This window comes from Lutibacter holmesii (genome assembly GCF_042679665.1).
In the GTDB taxonomy this organism is placed as follows: Bacteria; Bacteroidota; Bacteroidia; order Flavobacteriales; family Flavobacteriaceae; genus Lutibacter; species Lutibacter holmesii.
This window is the reverse complement of sequence record NZ_JBHTMV010000003.1, coordinates 702,275-718,916: the sequence shown is the minus strand read 5'-3', so window position 1 is coordinate 718,916 and position 16,642 is coordinate 702,275. Positions and strand designations below refer to the sequence as shown.

Here is a 16,642-nt window from a genome sequence, read left to right as displayed (position 1 = left end):
AATTTCGTACTCGCTATTTAAATTATCACACAATTTAAACCTAATGTACCTTTATAGCAACTAAGCAACTTCTGTATAAAAATATATGATAAACCCTTTGATAAAATTAGGCACAAAAAAAAGCATCCAAATTGGATGCTTTAATACTTTCTTTAATAAAGAATTATAGTGCAGCTACATGCTTAGCTAACTTAGATTTTAAGTTATTCGCTTTGTTTTTGTGAATAACATTATTCTTAGCTAATTTATCAAGCATAGCAACAACAGAAGGAAATAATACTTCAGCCTCTTTCTTTTCTGTAGTAGCACGTAAATCTCTAACAGCATTACGAGTTGTTTTATGCTGATATTTGTTTCTTAATTGCTTAACGCGATTACTTCTAATTCTTTTTAATGCTGACTTGTGATTTGCCATTATAATTTTTTATTAATTTTATTGTAGTCCGTAGGGGAATCGAACCCCTGTTACATGGATGAAAACCATGCGTCCTAACCCCTAGACGAACGGACCGTTATTATTTTGCGATGACATTATTTCGTCATTGCGGATGCAAAAATACAACTTATTTTCACTTCTCAAAACTTTTTTCGAAAAAATTAATAAGATTTTGCAAATAATACTCTTTTTTTCGACGGAGCCCCCGTAAACACACACTTTCCGTCTTCAAATTTATTTTCTAAAGGAATACATCTTATGGTTGCTTTGGTCAATTCTTTGATTTTATCTTCAGTTTCTATGGTTCCATCCCAATGTGCAGACACAAAACCACCCTTATTTTCTATTGCATCTTTAAATTCTTCAAAAGTATCTACTTCCGTAGTGTGCTCTTCTCTATAAGTAATAGCTCTATTAAATAGGTTCTCTTGTATTTCTTCTAATAAGTTAGATACAAACTCAACCACATTATCTTGTGCAACAGTTTGCTTCTCTAAAGTATCTCTTCTTGCAATTTCAACCGTATTGTTTTCTAAATCTCTTTTTCCAAATGCAATTCTTACAGGAACACCTTTTAATTCGTATTCTGCAAATTTAGCACCTGGTCTATATGTATCTCTAGTATCAAACTTTACAGAAATACCTTTAGCTCTCAATTCTTTTACAAATACATCTACTTTTTCTGAAATAGCTGCTAATTGTTCATCTCCTTTATAAATTGGAACAATAACCACTTGTATTGGCGCTAATTTTGGAGGTAACACCAATCCAAAGTCATCTGAATGTGTCATAATTAAACCTCCTATAAGTCTTGTTGAAACTCCCCAAGAAGTTGCCCACACATATTCTTGCTTCCCTTCTTTAGAAGTATATTTTACATCAAAAGCTTTGGCGAAATTTTGACCTAAAAAATGAGACGTACCCGCTTGCAATGCTTTTCCATCTTGCATTAATGCTTCAATAGTATATGTTTCATCAGCCCCTGCAAAACGCTCACTTTCAGACTTTGCTCCTTTTATTACTGGCATTGCCATAAAATTCTCAGCAAATTCAGCATATACTTTTTGCATTTGTAAAGCTTCAGTCAACGCTTCTTTTTTAGTAGCGTGTGCTGTATGTCCTTCTTGCCATAAAAACTCAGCAGTTCTTAAAAATAAACGTGTACGCATTTCCCAACGTACTACATTTGCCCATTGATTTATTAAAAGTGGTAAATCTCTATAAGATTGAACCCAACCTTTAAACGTATTCCAAATAATAGCTTCAGAAGTAGGGCGAACAACAAGTTCTTCTTCTAGTTTTGCAGCTGGATCCACACGAAGCTTTCCTTCATTATCCGGATCATTTTGCAATCTATAATGTGTTACAACCGCGCATTCTTTTGCAAAACCTTCTGCATTTTTCTCTTCAGCTTCAAATAAACTTTTAGGAACAAATAACGGAAAATAGGCATTTTCATGACCTGTTTCTTTAAACATCCTGTCTAATTCAGCTTGCATTTTTTCCCAAATAGCATAACCATATGGTTTTATAACCATACAACCTCTAACTGCCGAGTTCTCAGCTAAATCAGCCTTCACTACTAGTTCGTTATACCATTTAGAATAGTCTACTTCTCTCTTTGTTAAATTCTTACCCATAATCAAAAGTTTGGCACAAATATTGTAACTTTAATAATAAAAAAATGTTAATTTTCGACAAAATTAGTTTTTTTTAATTGTTCAACCATAAAAATTTCAATTGATTATGCAAGTTTCAAATAAAGTACAGTTAAAGCTTTCGCACCTGAGTTTACTTTTAGTATCTCTTGTAAGTCTATATTCTTGTGGTACCTACCAAAGTGCTTATAATAATGATGGTATTTATGACACCTATTCTACGAATGAAATAGTGGTTACAGATAATAATGATACCTATGCAAGCAACTATTTTTCTCGACAATTAGATGAAATAAGTGAAAACGACGAAGAAGGAGAGGAAATTTTTACAGATGTAGATGATTATTATTACGCAGACGATTCTTATAATGAAAATGACGAATATTATAGTAATGATAGTAATGCGCCTTGGGGATATGACAGTGACATAACAATTACATACAATACAGGCTTTAACGGATATTACGGTTATGGTGGTTTTGGAGGTTATGGTTATGGCTTTGGTTATAGCAATTGGTACAATCCTTTTTATTACCCTTATTACCCTTACTACAGACCTCCTTATTACGGAGGCGGATGGTATGGTGGTTATTACCCTCCTTACTATGGCGGTGGTGGATATTACAGACCTCCTTACTATGGTGGAGGCGGATATTATAGACCTCCACATAATAGTACATATGGAAAAAGAAACTCGTATAGTACCATTGGAAGAAGATCAAATGCTGTAGTAGCTTCTGGAACAAATAGAAGAAGTACCTCTACAACTAGTAATACATTAGATAGAATTTCTCAATCTGGTAGCAAATCTACAAGTAGATCAACAAGAAGTGTTAACACTAGAAGAACTACAACTAACAACGCAAATACATCAGTTAATAGAAGTAGCTCTTCAAACAGATCAAATAGTGTAAACAGACAGCAATCAACAGGAACTCGTAGCTCTTCAATTCAAAGAGGATCTTCTTCTATGGGAAGAAGTTCTTCAGTAGGTAGATCATCTTCAGTAAGAAGAAACATCTCATATAATACAACACCTTCTTCTGTAAGATCTTCAAATGGAAGAACTACATATTCGCCTACAAATTCTATTTCAAATCAGGTATATAGAAACAGATACGCTACTAATACAAGAGCAGTAACAAGTGGTGCTTCTAGTGTACGAAGATCAAACAATTCAAACTCTAACATAAACAGATCTTCTTCTACCTCAAGTAATAATAGAGCTGCAACTAAAAGTACTACAAATAGAAATAGAGCTTCTAGAACTTCTTCAAGCAGATCAAAACCCGCATCAAGCTCTAGATCTTATAGCAATAAATCTTCTAGCAGCTCACCAAGCAGGTCTTCTTCGGCATCTAGTTCAACTAGAAGATCGTCATCATCTGCATCAAGCTCGTCAAGTAGATCTTCATCATCAAGATCTTCTTCTAGAAGAAACTAAAAACATCATTTTAACCGTATTATTATGAAAAAAATATTATTTACCATCGCCCTATTTTCCGCGATTTTTACTTATGCCCAAACGGCAAGTTATAACGATATTGGTGTATTATTTGCAAATGAAAACAGCACAGGTACAGCTAGGTTTAATGCTATGAGTGGTGCTTTTGGAAGTTTAGGTGGAGATCTTTCAGCAATAAGTGTAAACCCTGCAGGAGCTGCAGTTTTTTTAAAAAGTGAAGTATCATTCTCTTTAGACTTTGACAATATTGACACCAAAGCAAATTATTATGGAAATAACACATACACTTCTTACGACGATGTGACATTTTCGCAAACAGGTGGTGTTTTTGTGTTTAGAAATAATTATGCAAATAATGGTGGTTGGGGACGTTTTGCTATTGCCTTTGACTATACAAGAGCCAATGATTTTAATAATTTTTGGTATGCAGAAGGAAATAGTGACTATCCAACTTGGATACAAGATCCAAATGATGAAAACATTCTTTATTTAAATTCTGACGGGCAATATTTTGAAAACTTAACCAGAGGAAGCAGTGATAAATATAACTTTACTATTGCTGGAGAATACAATAACAATTTATATGTTGGAGCTTCATTTACAACGTACAATATAGATTATTACCAAAGCATTTTATTAGAAGAATATAATTATGCAAACAATAATGATTATTTAGACGCTTCACTTATTCAAGAGTTATCTACTTATGGACATGGTTATTCTTTTAACTTAGGAATTATAGGGAAACCAACTAAAAATTTAAGAATTGGTGTTGCTTACCAATCACCGGTTTGGTACACTTTAAATGAAAGCTATTTAGATTATGACGAGCAAATTTATGTAAGCAATGTTGATGAAGTATATTCAAATATTTCTGACGTTAGTCGTTTTTCATATAGTTTAAGAGTACCAAGTAAATTTACCGGTAGTTTTTCATATGTATTTAATAAACAAGGTTTATTTAGTGTTGATTATGCTTATAGAAATTACAGCAATATTAATTTAACAAACGGACCTTTTAACCAAGAAAATCAAAATTTTAAAAGTGATTTAAGAAGCACCAACGAAGTTAGATTAGGAACTGAATGGAGAATTGATAAATTTTCACTGAGAGGTGGTTATCATTTTGAACAAAGCCCATACAAAAATGCATTTTCATCAGACAATAAAGAGGGATATTCATTTGGTTTAGGATACAATTTTGGAGCTGTTAAATTAGATTTTTCGTACCAGCAAGACTCTCAAACAGCCGCTTACGATTTTTACCCACAATATGACCAAGTTGATGCTACAAATTTAGATTTACAAACTTCTAAATTCACAGCTTCAATGATTATAAACATCTAATTTTTCACAAAATACAGTAAAAAACGCCTCAATTATGAGGCGTTTTTTAGTTACAACCAAAATTCCTTAATATGTTTTAGTACTTTTGCACAAATAACTAAATAAAATGGACACAATTTCTTTAAATATACAAACAACAACTTCTGACACGATTATAAAATTTACTGCCGATAAAGCATTGACAAGTGGTAGTCACCAGTATAACAATATTGACGAAGCTAAAAATTCACCTTTAGCACAGCAACTTTTTCATTTACCTTTTGTAAAACGCGTATTATTCTCAGCAAACTTTATTGCTTTGGAACGATTTTCAATAGTTGAATGGAAAGATGTACAAGAAGAAGTAAAAGAGCAATTAGAAAACTATTTAAACAGTGGAGATCCAATTGTTTTGGAAGATCATATTCAAAAAAAGGTACCTGTTGAAGTGTATGCTGAAGTAACACCAAACCCTTCAGTATTAAAATTTGTAGCCAACAAAAAATTAGTTGATGTTGATTTTGAATTTAAAAATAAAGACGAAGCAAAAGATGCTCCTTTAGCAATTGAATTATACAATTTTCCTTTTGTAAAAGAAATTTTTATTTCAGAAAATTATGTGTCAATTACAAAGTCTGATGTGGTTGAATGGAGCGATATTACTGTTGAAATTAGAAGCTTTATTAAAGAATTTATTGCCAACGGTAACACTATTGTAAATAGTACCCAACAAAAAGTTGAGACTAAAACTGAAATACATAATACTGAAGATTTAGATGAAGTTTCAAAACAAATTATTAGTATTTTAGATGAATATATTAAACCAGCAGTTGCTGCTGATGGTGGAAATATTTTATTCAATTCATATGACTCCGAAACAAAAATTGTAAATGTTGTATTACAAGGAGCCTGCAGCGGATGCCCATCTTCAACTGTAACCCTAAAAAATGGAATTGAAAACATGTTAAAACAACTTATTCCTGGTAAAATTGAAGGAGTTGTTGCTGTAAACTACTAATTATTTATGAGCAAGAAAGTAACGCCTTATAAAAATTCTGACCAAGGAAAGAAAGAACAGGTTACCCAAATGTTTGATACTATTTCAAAAGAATACGATAATTTAAATCGTGTTATTTCTTTTGGAATTGACATAAAATGGCGTAATAAAGTAGTTGATATTGTTGGAAACACAAACCCAACAACTATTCTTGACATTGCAACAGGAACAGGTGATTTAGCCATTAATTTAACCAAAACAACTGCAACTAAAATTGTTGGTTTGGATATTTCAGATGGTATGTTAGAAGTTGGACGTACTAAAATAAATAAACTTCAATTAAACAATAAAATTGAAATGGTTTTAGCCGATTCAGAAGAAATTCCTTTTGAGGATAACTCTTTTGATGCTATTACAGTTGCTTTTGGAGTTCGAAATTTTGAACATTTAGAAAAAGGACTGACTGAGATTTACAGAGTACTAAAACCTGGTGGTACATTTGTTGTTTTAGAAACTTCGGTTCCTACTAAAACACCTTACAAACAAGGCTATCAATTTTATTCTTCAAAAATACTACCAACCATTGGTCGTCTTTTTTCAAAAGATAAAGTAGCTTATAAATATTTATCAGATTCTGCGGCGTCTTTTCCATATGGTGAAGCCTTCAACAATATTTTACAAAAAATTGGGTTTATAGATATAGAAAATAAACCTCAAACTTTTGGAGTTGCTACAATTTACTTGGCAAAAAAATAATTTATGAAAAAAATAGGTGTTGCATTACTTTTAATTGTTTTCTCTTTAAACTACAGTTTTGCTCAAAAAAGAGACATTGTTGAATACCAACAAAACTGGGATAAACAAAAAATATTTTGGGGTTATTACTTAGGGTTAAATATGAAAAGTTATAAAATCACCTATTTAACAGACACTAATACATTTATTGATGTTTCACCTTCAGTAGGTTTTAATGTTGGATTAATTGGTGACTATAGACTACATAAAAACATTAATTTAAGATTAGAACCAGGCCTTTCAAGCAATACAAAAGAACTTGCTTTTACTCATATTCCTGGCGGATCTACAGATAGTATTAGAAGTGTAAACTCTACCTATTTACGAATTCCGTTGTTGCTAAAATTAAACACTGATAGATACAATAACATTAGACCGTACATTATTGGAGGTGTATCATATGATTATAATTTCTCAAGTAATGAAGACAATCCAGATGATAATTACGACGGAGAATTTAGAATGAAAAAAAGCAATTTTACCTATGAAATGGGATTAGGTATAGATATTTATATGCCTTATTTTATTTTTTCACCTTCAATAAGAGGTGTTTTTGCTATAAATGATGAATTGGTGAGAGATAATAACACCAATAGCCCGTGGACAGGTAATGTTGATTACTTTGGAACTCGTGGTATCTTTTTAAAATTAGCCTTTCACTAAACTAAACGCTTAAACTCACTTAATAAAATAGCTGTTGCAGTGGCTACGTTTAAACTTTCGGTTGCTTGTACACTTCCAAATCTAGGAATTGAAACAGCAGTATCCAACTCTTTTAAAACAGCGTCACTAATCCCATTTGCTTCATTTCCCATAACTAAAATAGCTTGTTTAGGCAATTTGCTTTTATACACATTTTCCCCATCCATTAAGGTTGCGTATTTGGGCAAAACAGACTCTTTTAAATAATCACTCAAATTGGTATACAAAATAGAGACTCTTGTTAAAGATCCCATAGATGCCATTACTACTTTAGAATTGTAACAATCTACTGTATTTGTTGAGCATATTAATTGATCTATTCCAAACCAATCACACAGTCTAATAATAGTACCCAAATTCCCAGGATCATTAATTTCGTCAAGCGCAATAAATAAACCTTCTTTTTTTATTGTTTCTTCCGCAGGAATTTCAAACAAAGCCAACACATTATTGGGTGTTTTTAAAGTGCTTATTTTTTTTAAGTCTACTTCTGAAATAACAGTAACATTTTCTAAACTGTTATAAGCGGTATTATCAACACAAAATAATTGATGTAATTTGAATTTTGAGTTTAAAAACTCATTAACAACCTTGGTGCCTTCAGCAATAAACAAACCGTTTTTAACACGGTACTTTTTTTGCTGTAAACTAGTTATTAACTTTAATTGATTTTTACTTAAACTCATAAATTTATTTATAATTATTTGATATTGGGTAATACCTTGAAAAGTTTTACATTTGAAACAAATTTAAACTCTTATTTATTGAAAAACAATTTTATAATATTAATAATTATATTAAGTATAACTTTAAGTTTTTCAGCTTGTAACGTCGTAAAGTATGTTCCTGAAGATGAGCATTTATTGGTTAAAAACGCTGTTACAGTAAATAATAAAAAAAATGTTGATAGCGAAATAAGTGATTATATTGTACAACGTCCAAATCAACTTGTTCTTGGCGTACCACTGCAACTGCATATTCATAATTTTGGGAACAAAGATTTTAATAATGATTTTGAATCTTGGAAAGCAGCATATCCTAAGCGATACAATTTAACTTCCACTCTATTTTCAGACAAGCAAGCAAGAGGACTTCGAAAATTTAAGTACGACGGAAATCAATGGTTACTAAAAAGCGGTGAAGAACCTGTTATTTTAGATAACAAAAAAACCAAACAAACCATTGATAATTTAGTGCAACATTATTTTAATGAAGGTTACTTTAAGGCAACCGTAAATTCAGAAGAAAAAGAAGTTGCCAATAAAAAAGTTAAAGTTAATTACATTATTGAAACGGGAAAGCCTTACATGGTAGATAGTGTTAAAACTAATATTGCTTCAACGGTTTTAGATTCTATCTACTTGCAAACAAAAGAAGAATCCTTCATAAAAAAAGGAAATCAATTCAAGCTTTCATCATTTATTGAAGAACAAAACAGACTTACAAACTTATTTAGAAATTCAGGTGTATATAGGTTTAATAAAAATGCAATTACGTTTGAAGCAGACTCTTCTAACTACAAAGCAACCATTGAATTGCTTATAAATGATAGTATTGCTAATAACCCTTTTAAAATTCAGAAAATTAAAAACGTAAAAATATATACAGACTATTCATTTCAAGCTAAAGATGCGCCTATAACAGATACGATTACATATAAAGGATATCAATTTTTATCAAAAAGTAAATTAAGGTACAATCCTAAATATTTATTAAATGCCGTTTTTATAGAATCTAATCAGTTATATAATGATGACTCAAGAGAATTATCTAGAAAAGGATTAAGAAGTTTAAACAATTTTAGATCGGTTGATATTAAATATGACGAATTAGAAAATGACGAATTAGAAGCTTCAATTTACTTAACTCCATTAAAAAAATATGGAATAGGTTTTAATACAGAACTAACACACTCAAACGTTAGACCTGTAGGAACCTTAGCCAAAATCTCATTTTTAAATAGAAATGCTTTTAAAGGAGCAGAAACCTTAAAACTTTCTGTTCAAGGATCTTTTATAGATTCTAAAGATGCCGCTGAAGATGAAGGTTTTTTTGACGCTTGGGAAATTGGAGCCGATATTTCTCTTGATATCCCACGATTTTTATCTCCATTTAATTTTAAAAAATTCTTAGCAAAAGGAAAATCTCCTAAAACAACTTTTACACTAGGAACAAGTTTGCAAAAAAATATTGGTTTAGACAAACAGCGATTTACAGGTATTATTGATTATAACTGGCAAGCATCAAAAACTACAAAACATAGTTTTCAAATTTTAAATGCACAGTTTATTAAAAACTTAAATCCTGATCAATATTTTTATGTGTACACCTATGAATATGGTGAGCTAGAAGATATTCAAGAAGCGTATTTCCCTAATTACCCGTTAACAGAAGACAATGCCTTAGATTTTATTAACGATGAACTTACACCTGAGTTTGGAGAAGAACATCCTGATGATTATGAAACGGCAAAAAACATAGAGTCTAGGTATTATATTATTACAGAAAATGCTTTTATACCAACAATTGCCTATACCTATTCATACACTAACAGAAAAAATTTTAAAGACAACAACTTTTCGTTTTTTAGAGCTAGAATTGCTGCCGCCGGAAATATTACAACAGCAATTGTAAAACAAAAAGACTCAACCAATGTAAAAACATTATTTCACACACCTATTTCCCAATATATTAGAACCGATTTAGAGTATAAAAAGTTTTGGGAAATAAATGTTGAAAGTATTTTGGCATTTAGATCATTTTTAGGAGTTGCAATCCCTTATGGAAATTCAGAAACAATTCCTTTTAGCAGAAGTTATTTTATTGGAGGTCCAAATGATTTAAGAGCATGGAGAGTATACGATTTAGGTCCAGGAAGCAGTCAAACTGGATTGGAATATAATGTTGGAAATTTAAAATTCTTAACAAGTTTAGAGTATCGGTTTGAGATATTAAACAGTATGAAAGGAGCACTTTTTGTAGATGCCGGAAATATTTGGGATATCACAGATTCAGATTTAAACCCGTCAGAAGCCAAATTTACAGGTTTCGATTCTTTAAAAGATATTGCAATTGGCTCAGGGTTTGGACTAAGATACGACCTAAGTTTTATACTAATTAGGCTAGATTTAGGGTTTAAAACATATGAACCTTATTTAGAAAACGGGGACCAATGGTTCAATAATTATAATTTCGGTCACGCCGTTTATAATTTTGGTATTAGCTATCCTTTTTAAAAAAAACACAAATAAAACTATTACGATTTCGCATTATTTTGTAGTTTAACACCAGTTTTATTACAAATTATTCATTATTTTTGTTTGAAACTTATCAATAATAATTATACACAAAATATTATGACTAATACTATTAAACCAGGTGTTGCAACAGGAAGTCAGGTACAAGAAATTTTTAAATTAGCAAAAGCTAAAAATTTTGCGTTACCAGCTGTAAATGTTATCGGATCAAATACCATGAATACTGTTTTAGAAACAGCAAAAGAATTAAACTCTCCAGTAATTATTCAATTTTCAAATGGAGGTGCACAATTTAACGCAGGTAAAGGATTATCTAACGAAGACCAAAAAGCTGCTATTGCAGGTGGTATTGCAGGAGCAAATCACGTACACGTTTTAGCAAAAGCTTATGGTGTACCAGTAATTTTACATACGGACCACTGTGCAAAAAAATTATTACCTTGGATTGACGGATTATTAGATGCAGGTGAAAAATTCTACAAAGAAAATGGTATTCCTTTATTTAGTTCTCATATGATTGACTTATCTGAAGAACCTTTAGAAGAAAACATTGAAATTTGTAAAACCTATTTAGCTCGTATGGCTAAAATGGGAATGACATTAGAAATTGAGTTAGGTATTACAGGAGGTGAAGAAGATGGTGTAGATAACTCTGATGTTGATGCATCTAAATTATACACTCAACCAGAAGAAGTAGCATACGCTTATAATGAATTGAAAAAAGTAAGCGACAATTTTACCATTGCAGCTTCATTTGGAAATGTTCACGGTGTATACAAACCAGGGAATGTAAAATTAACTCCAAAAATTCTAGACAATTCTCAAAAATTTATTGAAAAAGAAAATGGAACTGAAGCAAACCCTGTAGATTTTGTTTTCCACGGTGGTTCAGGTTCTACTCTTGAAGAAATTAGAGAAGCAATTGGATACGGTGTTATAAAAATGAATATTGATACTGATTTACAATTTGCATTTGCTGAAGGAATTAGAGATTACATGAATGACAAAATTGATTATTTAAAAACTCAAATTGGAAATCCTGAAGGAGCAGATTTACCTAATAAAAAATATTACGACCCACGAGGATGGTTACGTAAAGGTGAATTAACTTTTAAAGCTCGCTTAATTGAAGCTTTCAAAGATTTAAACTGTGTAGACACCTTATAAACAACACTTTAAAACAATAATTTAAGTAAAGAGAGCATATTTTATATGTTCTCTTTATTTTTTTTAGTATTTTGCACCACAATTTTCAACTAAAAACAAATATTTATGTCGTCTTGGTTTAAAAGAAAAGATAAAGGAATTCAAACTCCTACTGAAGATAAAAAAGATGTACCAAAAGGCTTATGGTATAAAACACCTAGTGGTAAAATTGTAGATACTGACGAGTTAAAAGAAAACTACTACGTAAGTCCAGAAGATGGATACCACGTACGCATTGGAAGTGCTGAATATTTTGAAATTCTTTTTGATGATAACAAATTTGAAGAATTTGATAAAGATATGGTATCTAAAGACCCTTTGAAGTTTACTGATACCAAAAAATATACTGAAAGACTTAAACAAGCCTATGCAAAAACTAATTTAAATGATGCTGTAAGAACGGCTGTAGGAAAATCTTTAGGAAAAGAATTGGTAGTTGCCGCTATGGATTTTGCTTTTATTGGTGGTTCTATGGGAAGTGTTGTAGGTGAAAAAATTTCTCGTGCTATAGATTATGCTATCAAAAACAAATTACCTTTTGTAATGGTTTCAAAATCAGGTGGAGCAAGAATGATGGAAGCATCATTATCATTAATGCAATTGGTAAAAACTTCGGTAAAATTAGCACAATTAGCAGATGCAAAACTGCCATATATTTCTTTATGTACAGATCCAACAACAGGAGGAACTACTGCTTCATATGCAATGCTAGGTGATGTAAATTTTGCTGAACCAAACGCATTGGTAGCTTTTGCAGGACCACGTGTTGTTAAAGATACAACTGGAAAAGAATTACCTGAAGGGTTTCAACGTTCAGAATTTGTATTAGAACATGGATTTTTAGATAGAATTATTGAGCGTAAAAGTTTAAAACAAGAAATTAACTTATACATAGATTTAATTCAAAACCTTCCAATTAGAAGCTAATTTATTACATACATAAAACTATAAAAAACTTACTAAGTAATTTTAGTAAGTTTTTTTTATTCTAGATTTAGAAAACTTTTAAAACCCATTTTAAAACGCCGCTACCAAAAACACCATCAAAATAAGTTCTATGTTTTTTATTATTAGATAATTAGCCCAAAAAGTTCTTTTCAAATTTAATTGTCCAACAAAATAATAAATAGTATATTTGCCGACCGTTAGCTGCGACAGCACTAACAAATACATAAAAATTATTAAATAAATTAATGTTAGCATGTACTTAACAAAAGAAAAAAAAGCAGAAATTTTTGCTAAACACGGAGAAAAAGCAACAAACACTGGATCTTCAGAAGGACAAATTGCCTTATTTACTTTCAGAATTAACCACTTAACAGAACACTTAAAAAGAAATCGTAAAGATTACAATACAGAGCGTTCTTTGGTAAAATTAGTAGGTAAAAGAAGAAACTTACTAGATTATCTTATTAAAACGGACATTGTAAGATACCGTGAGATAATCAAAGAATTAGGAATAAGAAAATAATTTCATTCAAATTAAGAGGCAAATTTTGCCTCTTTTTTTTTGATATTTCTTATTTTAAAGAAAGCTTAAATTAAACTTTTCATTGGGAAACACACAACACAACAACAACCAATTGTTTAATTAAATTTTAAAAAATTATTTATGATACCTAAGGTACATACACAAATTATTGATTTAGGAGATGGAAGAACCATTTCTATTGAAACAGGAAAATTAGCAAAACAAGCGCATGGTTCGGTTGTGGTACAAATGGGAAAAGCTATGTTGCTTTGTACAGTAGTTTCTAACTACAAACAAAGTGATGTTGATTTTTTACCATTAACAGTAGACTACAGAGAAAAATTTGCTGCTGCAGGTCGTTATCCAGGTGGTTTCTTTAAAAGAGAAGCAAGACCTACGGACGCTGAAGTTTTAACAATGCGTTTAGTCGATAGAGTTTTACGTCCATTATTCCCAAAAGATTACCACGCTGAAACACAAGTAATGATTCAGTTAATGAGTGCTGACGAAGATGTTATGCCAGACGCTTTAGCTGGTTTAGCTGCTTCAGCTGCAATTCAGTTAAGTGACATTCCTTTTGAAACTCCAATTTCTGAAGTAAGAGTTGCAAGAGTAAACGGTGAATTTATCATTAACCCAAGTAGAGAATTATTAGAACAAGCTGACATTGATATGACTATTGGTGCTTCTGCTGATTCTGTAATGATGGTGGAAGGTGAAATGGATGAGTGTAGCGAAGAAGAAATGGCTGACGCTATTAAATTTGCACATGAAGCTATTAAAGTACAATGTGCTGCACAAGTTGCATTAGCAGAATCTTTTGGTAAAAAAGAAACTCGTGAATACGAGCCAGAAGAAGAAAATGAAGAATTAGCTGCTAAAATACATGAGTTAGCATACCAAAAATGTTATGATATTGCTAAAAAAGGAACTTCTAAACATGAAAGAAGCACCGCTTTTGAAGAAGTAAAAGAAGAAATTATTGCTTCATTTACTGAAGAAGAAGTAGCTGAATTTGGTGGTTTTATTGGAAAATACTTCAACAAAGCACAAAAAACAGCAGTACGTGAATTAACTTTAAGTGAAGGTTTACGTTTAGATGGAAGAAAAACTACAGATATTAGACCAATTTGGTGTGAAGTAGATTATTTACCATCAACACATGGTTCTTCAATTTTTACTCGTGGAGAAACGCAAGCATTAGCTACTGTTACTTTAGGAACATCAAGAGAAGCAAACCAAATAGACATGCCTACTTACCAAGGTGAAGAAACATTCTATTTACATTATAACTTCCCTCCTTTTTGTACAGGTGAAGCAAGACCTTTAAGAGGAACTTCACGTAGAGAAATAGGACACGGAAACTTAGCACAACGTGCATTAAAAGGAATGATTCCTGATAATTGCCCATATACAGTGAGAGTAGTTTCAGAAGTATTAGAATCTAACGGTTCTTCTTCAATGGCTACAGTTTGTGCTGGTACAATGGCATTAATGGATGCTGGTGTTCAAATGAAAAAACCAGTTTCAGGTATTGCAATGGGATTAATTTCTGATGGTGACCGTTATGCTGTATTAAGTGATATTTTAGGTGATGAAGATCACTTAGGAGATATGGACTTTAAAGTTACAGGAACTGCTGATGGTATTACTGCTTGTCAAATGGATATTAAAGTAAAAGGTTTATCATACGAAATTTTAGTGAATGCATTAAAACAAGCTCGTGATGGTCGTTTACACATTTTAGGAAAATTAACTGATACAATTGCACAACCAGGTGCAGAAGTAAAAGCACACGCTCCAAAAATGGTTTCAAGAAGAATTCCTAACGAATATATTGGTGCATTAATTGGACCTGGAGGAAAAGTAATTCAAGAAATGCAAAAAGAAACTGAGTGTACAATTGTAATTAATGAAGACCCAGTAACTGAAGAAGGTATTGTTGAAATATTAGGAACTAATCAAAACGGTATTGATGCTGTTTTAGCAAAAATAGATTCATTACTATTTAAGCCTCAAGTAGGAAATGTTTACGAAGTAAAAGTAATTAAAATGTTAGATTTTGGTGCTGTTGTTGAATATACACAGGCTCCAGGAAACGAAGTTTTATTACACATTTCTGAATTAGCTTGGGAACGTACTAATGACGTGAAAGACGTTGTGAATATGGGTGATGTTTTTGAAGTAAAATACTTTGGAAAAGATCCTAAAACACGTAAAGATAAAGTATCTAGAAAAGCTCTTTTACCAAAACCTGAAGGTTTTAATGAAAGACCTCAAAGAGATAACAATAAAGGACGTGACAACCGTGGAAGAGATAACCGTGGTGATAGAGATAGAAAACCAAGATCAAGAGATTAATAAAACAATCTCAAATAGTTTACAAAGTAAAAAGCGTCTCATTTCTGAGACGCTTTTTTTATTAGAAATACTAACCCATAATATTTCTAAAAATATTTTTATTAGTGTTAACTAATTTCAATTTTTTGATCAACAAAATATTTAATTGGCAACACAACCAACCCATCTTTTGTTCTAATAGTAATACAAATATTATCAATCTGCTCAATAACTCCTTCAAGCTTTTTTGTTTTAATTTTTTGACCAACTTGAAAGTTTTTACGCGAATAAAATCCAAATAACAATCTAGTAACAACGTCTCTTGCTCCCAATCCAAATGCAATGGTAAACGAAATTAATACTGATCCTAAAATTAAAGTTAAATTACTTGTAATAATCTCAGTATCAATACCTGCTTGATTTAAAGCCGTAATAGAAACCACAACTACAATAGCATAAAAAGCAATGTTTCCTACTAAATTTGATCCCGAAATCTCTAAAGATTTAAAAGTATCAATAATAGCATTCTTAATTAATGAAGCTAAATAAACACCTACTACAAAAATTAATAACGCACTAATTAAAACTGGTAAATAAGCTATAAAATTACCTATTCCTTCAGAAATCATTTGTAAACCAAGCATTTCAGAAGCAATTACGGTAAAAACTAATATGAGCAAGTACTTCACAAATTTTAATATTATTTTAGAAGGAACCACATTATAATCACTTTTACCAAACAATTCGGCTTCATTTAACTTGGTAGTTAAAGAATCAATTTTTGTGATTTTTAATATTTTTTTCAAAACAAAATTCACTACTTTAAGAATTAACCAAGCCAATACAATAAAACCAATACCTAAAAATAATTTTGGTAAAAAATCTAATATATTACTCCATAAATCTTGAAGAAATGGAAAGCTGTCATCTGTAAATTGAATTATTGTTTTCATACTGTAATGTTTTGGGTTATAATTGTTTATTCTAAA

The 16,642-nt window shown here is 31.1% G+C and carries 14 protein-coding genes and 1 tRNA gene; 10 read left to right on the top strand and 5 right to left on the bottom strand.

The genetic code is table 11. The features are described 5' to 3' along the window. Positions 1–163 precede the first annotated feature (163 nt). The 3 genes from rpsT to proS all read right to left on the bottom strand — a co-directional run bounded on the left by rpsT (position 164) and on the right by proS (position 2,076). Positions 164–415, bottom strand: coding sequence for a 30S ribosomal protein S20 (gene rpsT, locus ACFQ5N_RS05900; protein ID WP_386808563.1), 252 nt, complete (start codon positions 413–415; stop codon positions 164–166). A gap of 24 nt (positions 416–439) precedes the next feature. Then, positions 440–511, bottom strand: a tRNA-Glu gene (locus ACFQ5N_RS05895). A gap of 86 nt (positions 512–597) precedes the next feature. Further along, the gene (gene proS / locus ACFQ5N_RS05890) at positions 598–2,076 is read right to left on the bottom strand and encodes a proline--tRNA ligase (protein WP_386808562.1); all 1,479 of its coding nucleotides are present in this window, start codon (positions 2,074–2,076) and stop codon (positions 598–600) included. A gap of 106 nt (positions 2,077–2,182) precedes the next feature. Here proS and ACFQ5N_RS05885 point away from each other — a divergent pair, with 106 nt between their 5' ends. The 5 genes from ACFQ5N_RS05885 to porT all read left to right on the top strand — a co-directional run bounded on the left by ACFQ5N_RS05885 (position 2,183) and on the right by porT (position 7,340). Beyond that, on the top strand, positions 2,183–3,538 hold the full coding sequence (locus ACFQ5N_RS05885; RefSeq protein ID WP_386808561.1) for a hypothetical protein: 1,356 nt from the start codon (positions 2,183–2,185) through the stop codon (positions 3,536–3,538). 24 nt (positions 3,539–3,562) lie between these two features. After that, complete coding sequence (locus tag ACFQ5N_RS05880; protein WP_386808560.1) at positions 3,563–4,906, top strand: OmpP1/FadL family transporter; 1,344 nt, start codon at positions 3,563–3,565, stop codon at positions 4,904–4,906. Positions 4,907–5,012: 106 nt separating this feature from the next. Beyond that, positions 5,013–5,903, top strand: a complete 891-nt coding sequence (locus ACFQ5N_RS05875) for a NifU family protein (RefSeq protein ID WP_386808559.1) — start codon at positions 5,013–5,015, stop codon at positions 5,901–5,903. 6 nt (positions 5,904–5,909) lie between these two features. Further along, positions 5,910–6,638: a bifunctional demethylmenaquinone methyltransferase/2-methoxy-6-polyprenyl-1,4-benzoquinol methylase UbiE gene (gene ubiE, locus ACFQ5N_RS05870; protein WP_386808558.1), complete on the top strand. Its 729-nt coding sequence runs from the start codon at positions 5,910–5,912 to the stop codon at positions 6,636–6,638. A 3-nt stretch (positions 6,639–6,641) separates the two neighbouring features. Beyond that, positions 6,642–7,340 (top strand): type IX secretion/gliding motility protein PorT/SprT, encoded by a 699-nt coding sequence (gene porT, locus ACFQ5N_RS05865; RefSeq protein ID WP_386808557.1) that lies wholly within the window; start codon positions 6,642–6,644, stop codon positions 7,338–7,340. Here the strand turns inward: porT and ACFQ5N_RS05860 are convergent. Beyond that, the gene (locus ACFQ5N_RS05860; protein ID WP_386808556.1) at positions 7,337–8,065 is read right to left on the bottom strand and encodes a TrmH family RNA methyltransferase; all 729 of its coding nucleotides are present in this window, start codon (positions 8,063–8,065) and stop codon (positions 7,337–7,339) included. The two genes, porT and ACFQ5N_RS05860, sit on opposite strands and share 4 nt — an antisense overlap. 78 nt (positions 8,066–8,143) lie before the next feature. On the opposite strand from ACFQ5N_RS05860, the gene tamL reads away from it, so the two are divergent. From tamL to ACFQ5N_RS05835, 5 genes are all read left to right on the top strand, one after another. Further along, complete coding sequence (gene tamL / locus ACFQ5N_RS05855) at positions 8,144–10,615, top strand: translocation and assembly module lipoprotein TamL (RefSeq protein WP_386808555.1); 2,472 nt, start codon at positions 8,144–8,146, stop codon at positions 10,613–10,615. 120 nt (positions 10,616–10,735) lie between these two features. Then, positions 10,736–11,803, top strand: a complete 1,068-nt coding sequence (gene fbaA, locus ACFQ5N_RS05850) for a class II fructose-bisphosphate aldolase (RefSeq protein ID WP_386808554.1) — start codon at positions 10,736–10,738, stop codon at positions 11,801–11,803. A 105-nt stretch (positions 11,804–11,908) separates the two neighbouring features. Next, a complete protein-coding gene (accD, locus tag ACFQ5N_RS05845; RefSeq protein WP_386808553.1) occupies positions 11,909–12,769 on the top strand; it encodes an acetyl-CoA carboxylase, carboxyltransferase subunit beta in 861 nt (286 codons plus the stop codon). A gap of 274 nt (positions 12,770–13,043) precedes the next feature. Next, a complete protein-coding gene (gene rpsO, locus ACFQ5N_RS05840; protein WP_386808552.1) occupies positions 13,044–13,313 on the top strand; it encodes a 30S ribosomal protein S15 in 270 nt (89 codons plus the stop codon). A gap of 141 nt (positions 13,314–13,454) precedes the next feature. Further along, on the top strand, positions 13,455–15,674 hold the full coding sequence (locus ACFQ5N_RS05835) for a polyribonucleotide nucleotidyltransferase (protein WP_386808551.1): 2,220 nt from the start codon (positions 13,455–13,457) through the stop codon (positions 15,672–15,674). 107 nt (positions 15,675–15,781) lie between these two features. Here the strand turns inward: ACFQ5N_RS05835 and ACFQ5N_RS05830 are convergent, their stop codons facing one another. Continuing rightward, on the bottom strand, positions 15,782–16,606 hold the full coding sequence (locus ACFQ5N_RS05830) for a mechanosensitive ion channel family protein (RefSeq protein WP_386808550.1): 825 nt from the start codon (positions 16,604–16,606) through the stop codon (positions 15,782–15,784). Positions 16,607–16,642 lie beyond the last annotated feature (36 nt).

What these genes read in the sequence shown, in the direction of transcription:
- rpsT (WP_386808563.1), bottom strand. Translation starts at nt 415, where the DNA reads ATGGCAAATCACAAGTCAGCATTAAAAAGAATTAGAAGTAATCGCGTT.
- proS (WP_386808562.1), bottom strand. Translation starts at nt 2,076, where the DNA reads ATGGGTAAGAATTTAACAAAGAGAGAAGTAGACTATTCTAAATGGTAT.
- ACFQ5N_RS05885 (WP_386808561.1), top strand. Translation starts at nt 2,183, where the DNA reads ATGCAAGTTTCAAATAAAGTACAGTTAAAGCTTTCGCACCTGAGTTTA.
- ACFQ5N_RS05880 (WP_386808560.1), top strand. Translation starts at nt 3,563, where the DNA reads ATGAAAAAAATATTATTTACCATCGCCCTATTTTCCGCGATTTTTACT.
- ACFQ5N_RS05875 (WP_386808559.1), top strand. Translation starts at nt 5,013, where the DNA reads ATGGACACAATTTCTTTAAATATACAAACAACAACTTCTGACACGATT.
- ubiE (WP_386808558.1), top strand. Translation starts at nt 5,910, where the DNA reads ATGAGCAAGAAAGTAACGCCTTATAAAAATTCTGACCAAGGAAAGAAA.
- porT (WP_386808557.1), top strand. Translation starts at nt 6,642, where the DNA reads ATGAAAAAAATAGGTGTTGCATTACTTTTAATTGTTTTCTCTTTAAAC.
- ACFQ5N_RS05860 (WP_386808556.1), bottom strand. Translation starts at nt 8,065, where the DNA reads ATGAGTTTAAGTAAAAATCAATTAAAGTTAATAACTAGTTTACAGCAA.
- fbaA (WP_386808554.1), top strand. Translation starts at nt 10,736, where the DNA reads ATGACTAATACTATTAAACCAGGTGTTGCAACAGGAAGTCAGGTACAA.
- accD (WP_386808553.1), top strand. Translation starts at nt 11,909, where the DNA reads ATGTCGTCTTGGTTTAAAAGAAAAGATAAAGGAATTCAAACTCCTACT.
- rpsO (WP_386808552.1), top strand. Translation starts at nt 13,044, where the DNA reads ATGTACTTAACAAAAGAAAAAAAAGCAGAAATTTTTGCTAAACACGGA.
- ACFQ5N_RS05835 (WP_386808551.1), top strand. Translation starts at nt 13,455, where the DNA reads ATGATACCTAAGGTACATACACAAATTATTGATTTAGGAGATGGAAGA.
- ACFQ5N_RS05830 (WP_386808550.1), bottom strand. Translation starts at nt 16,606, where the DNA reads ATGAAAACAATAATTCAATTTACAGATGACAGCTTTCCATTTCTTCAA.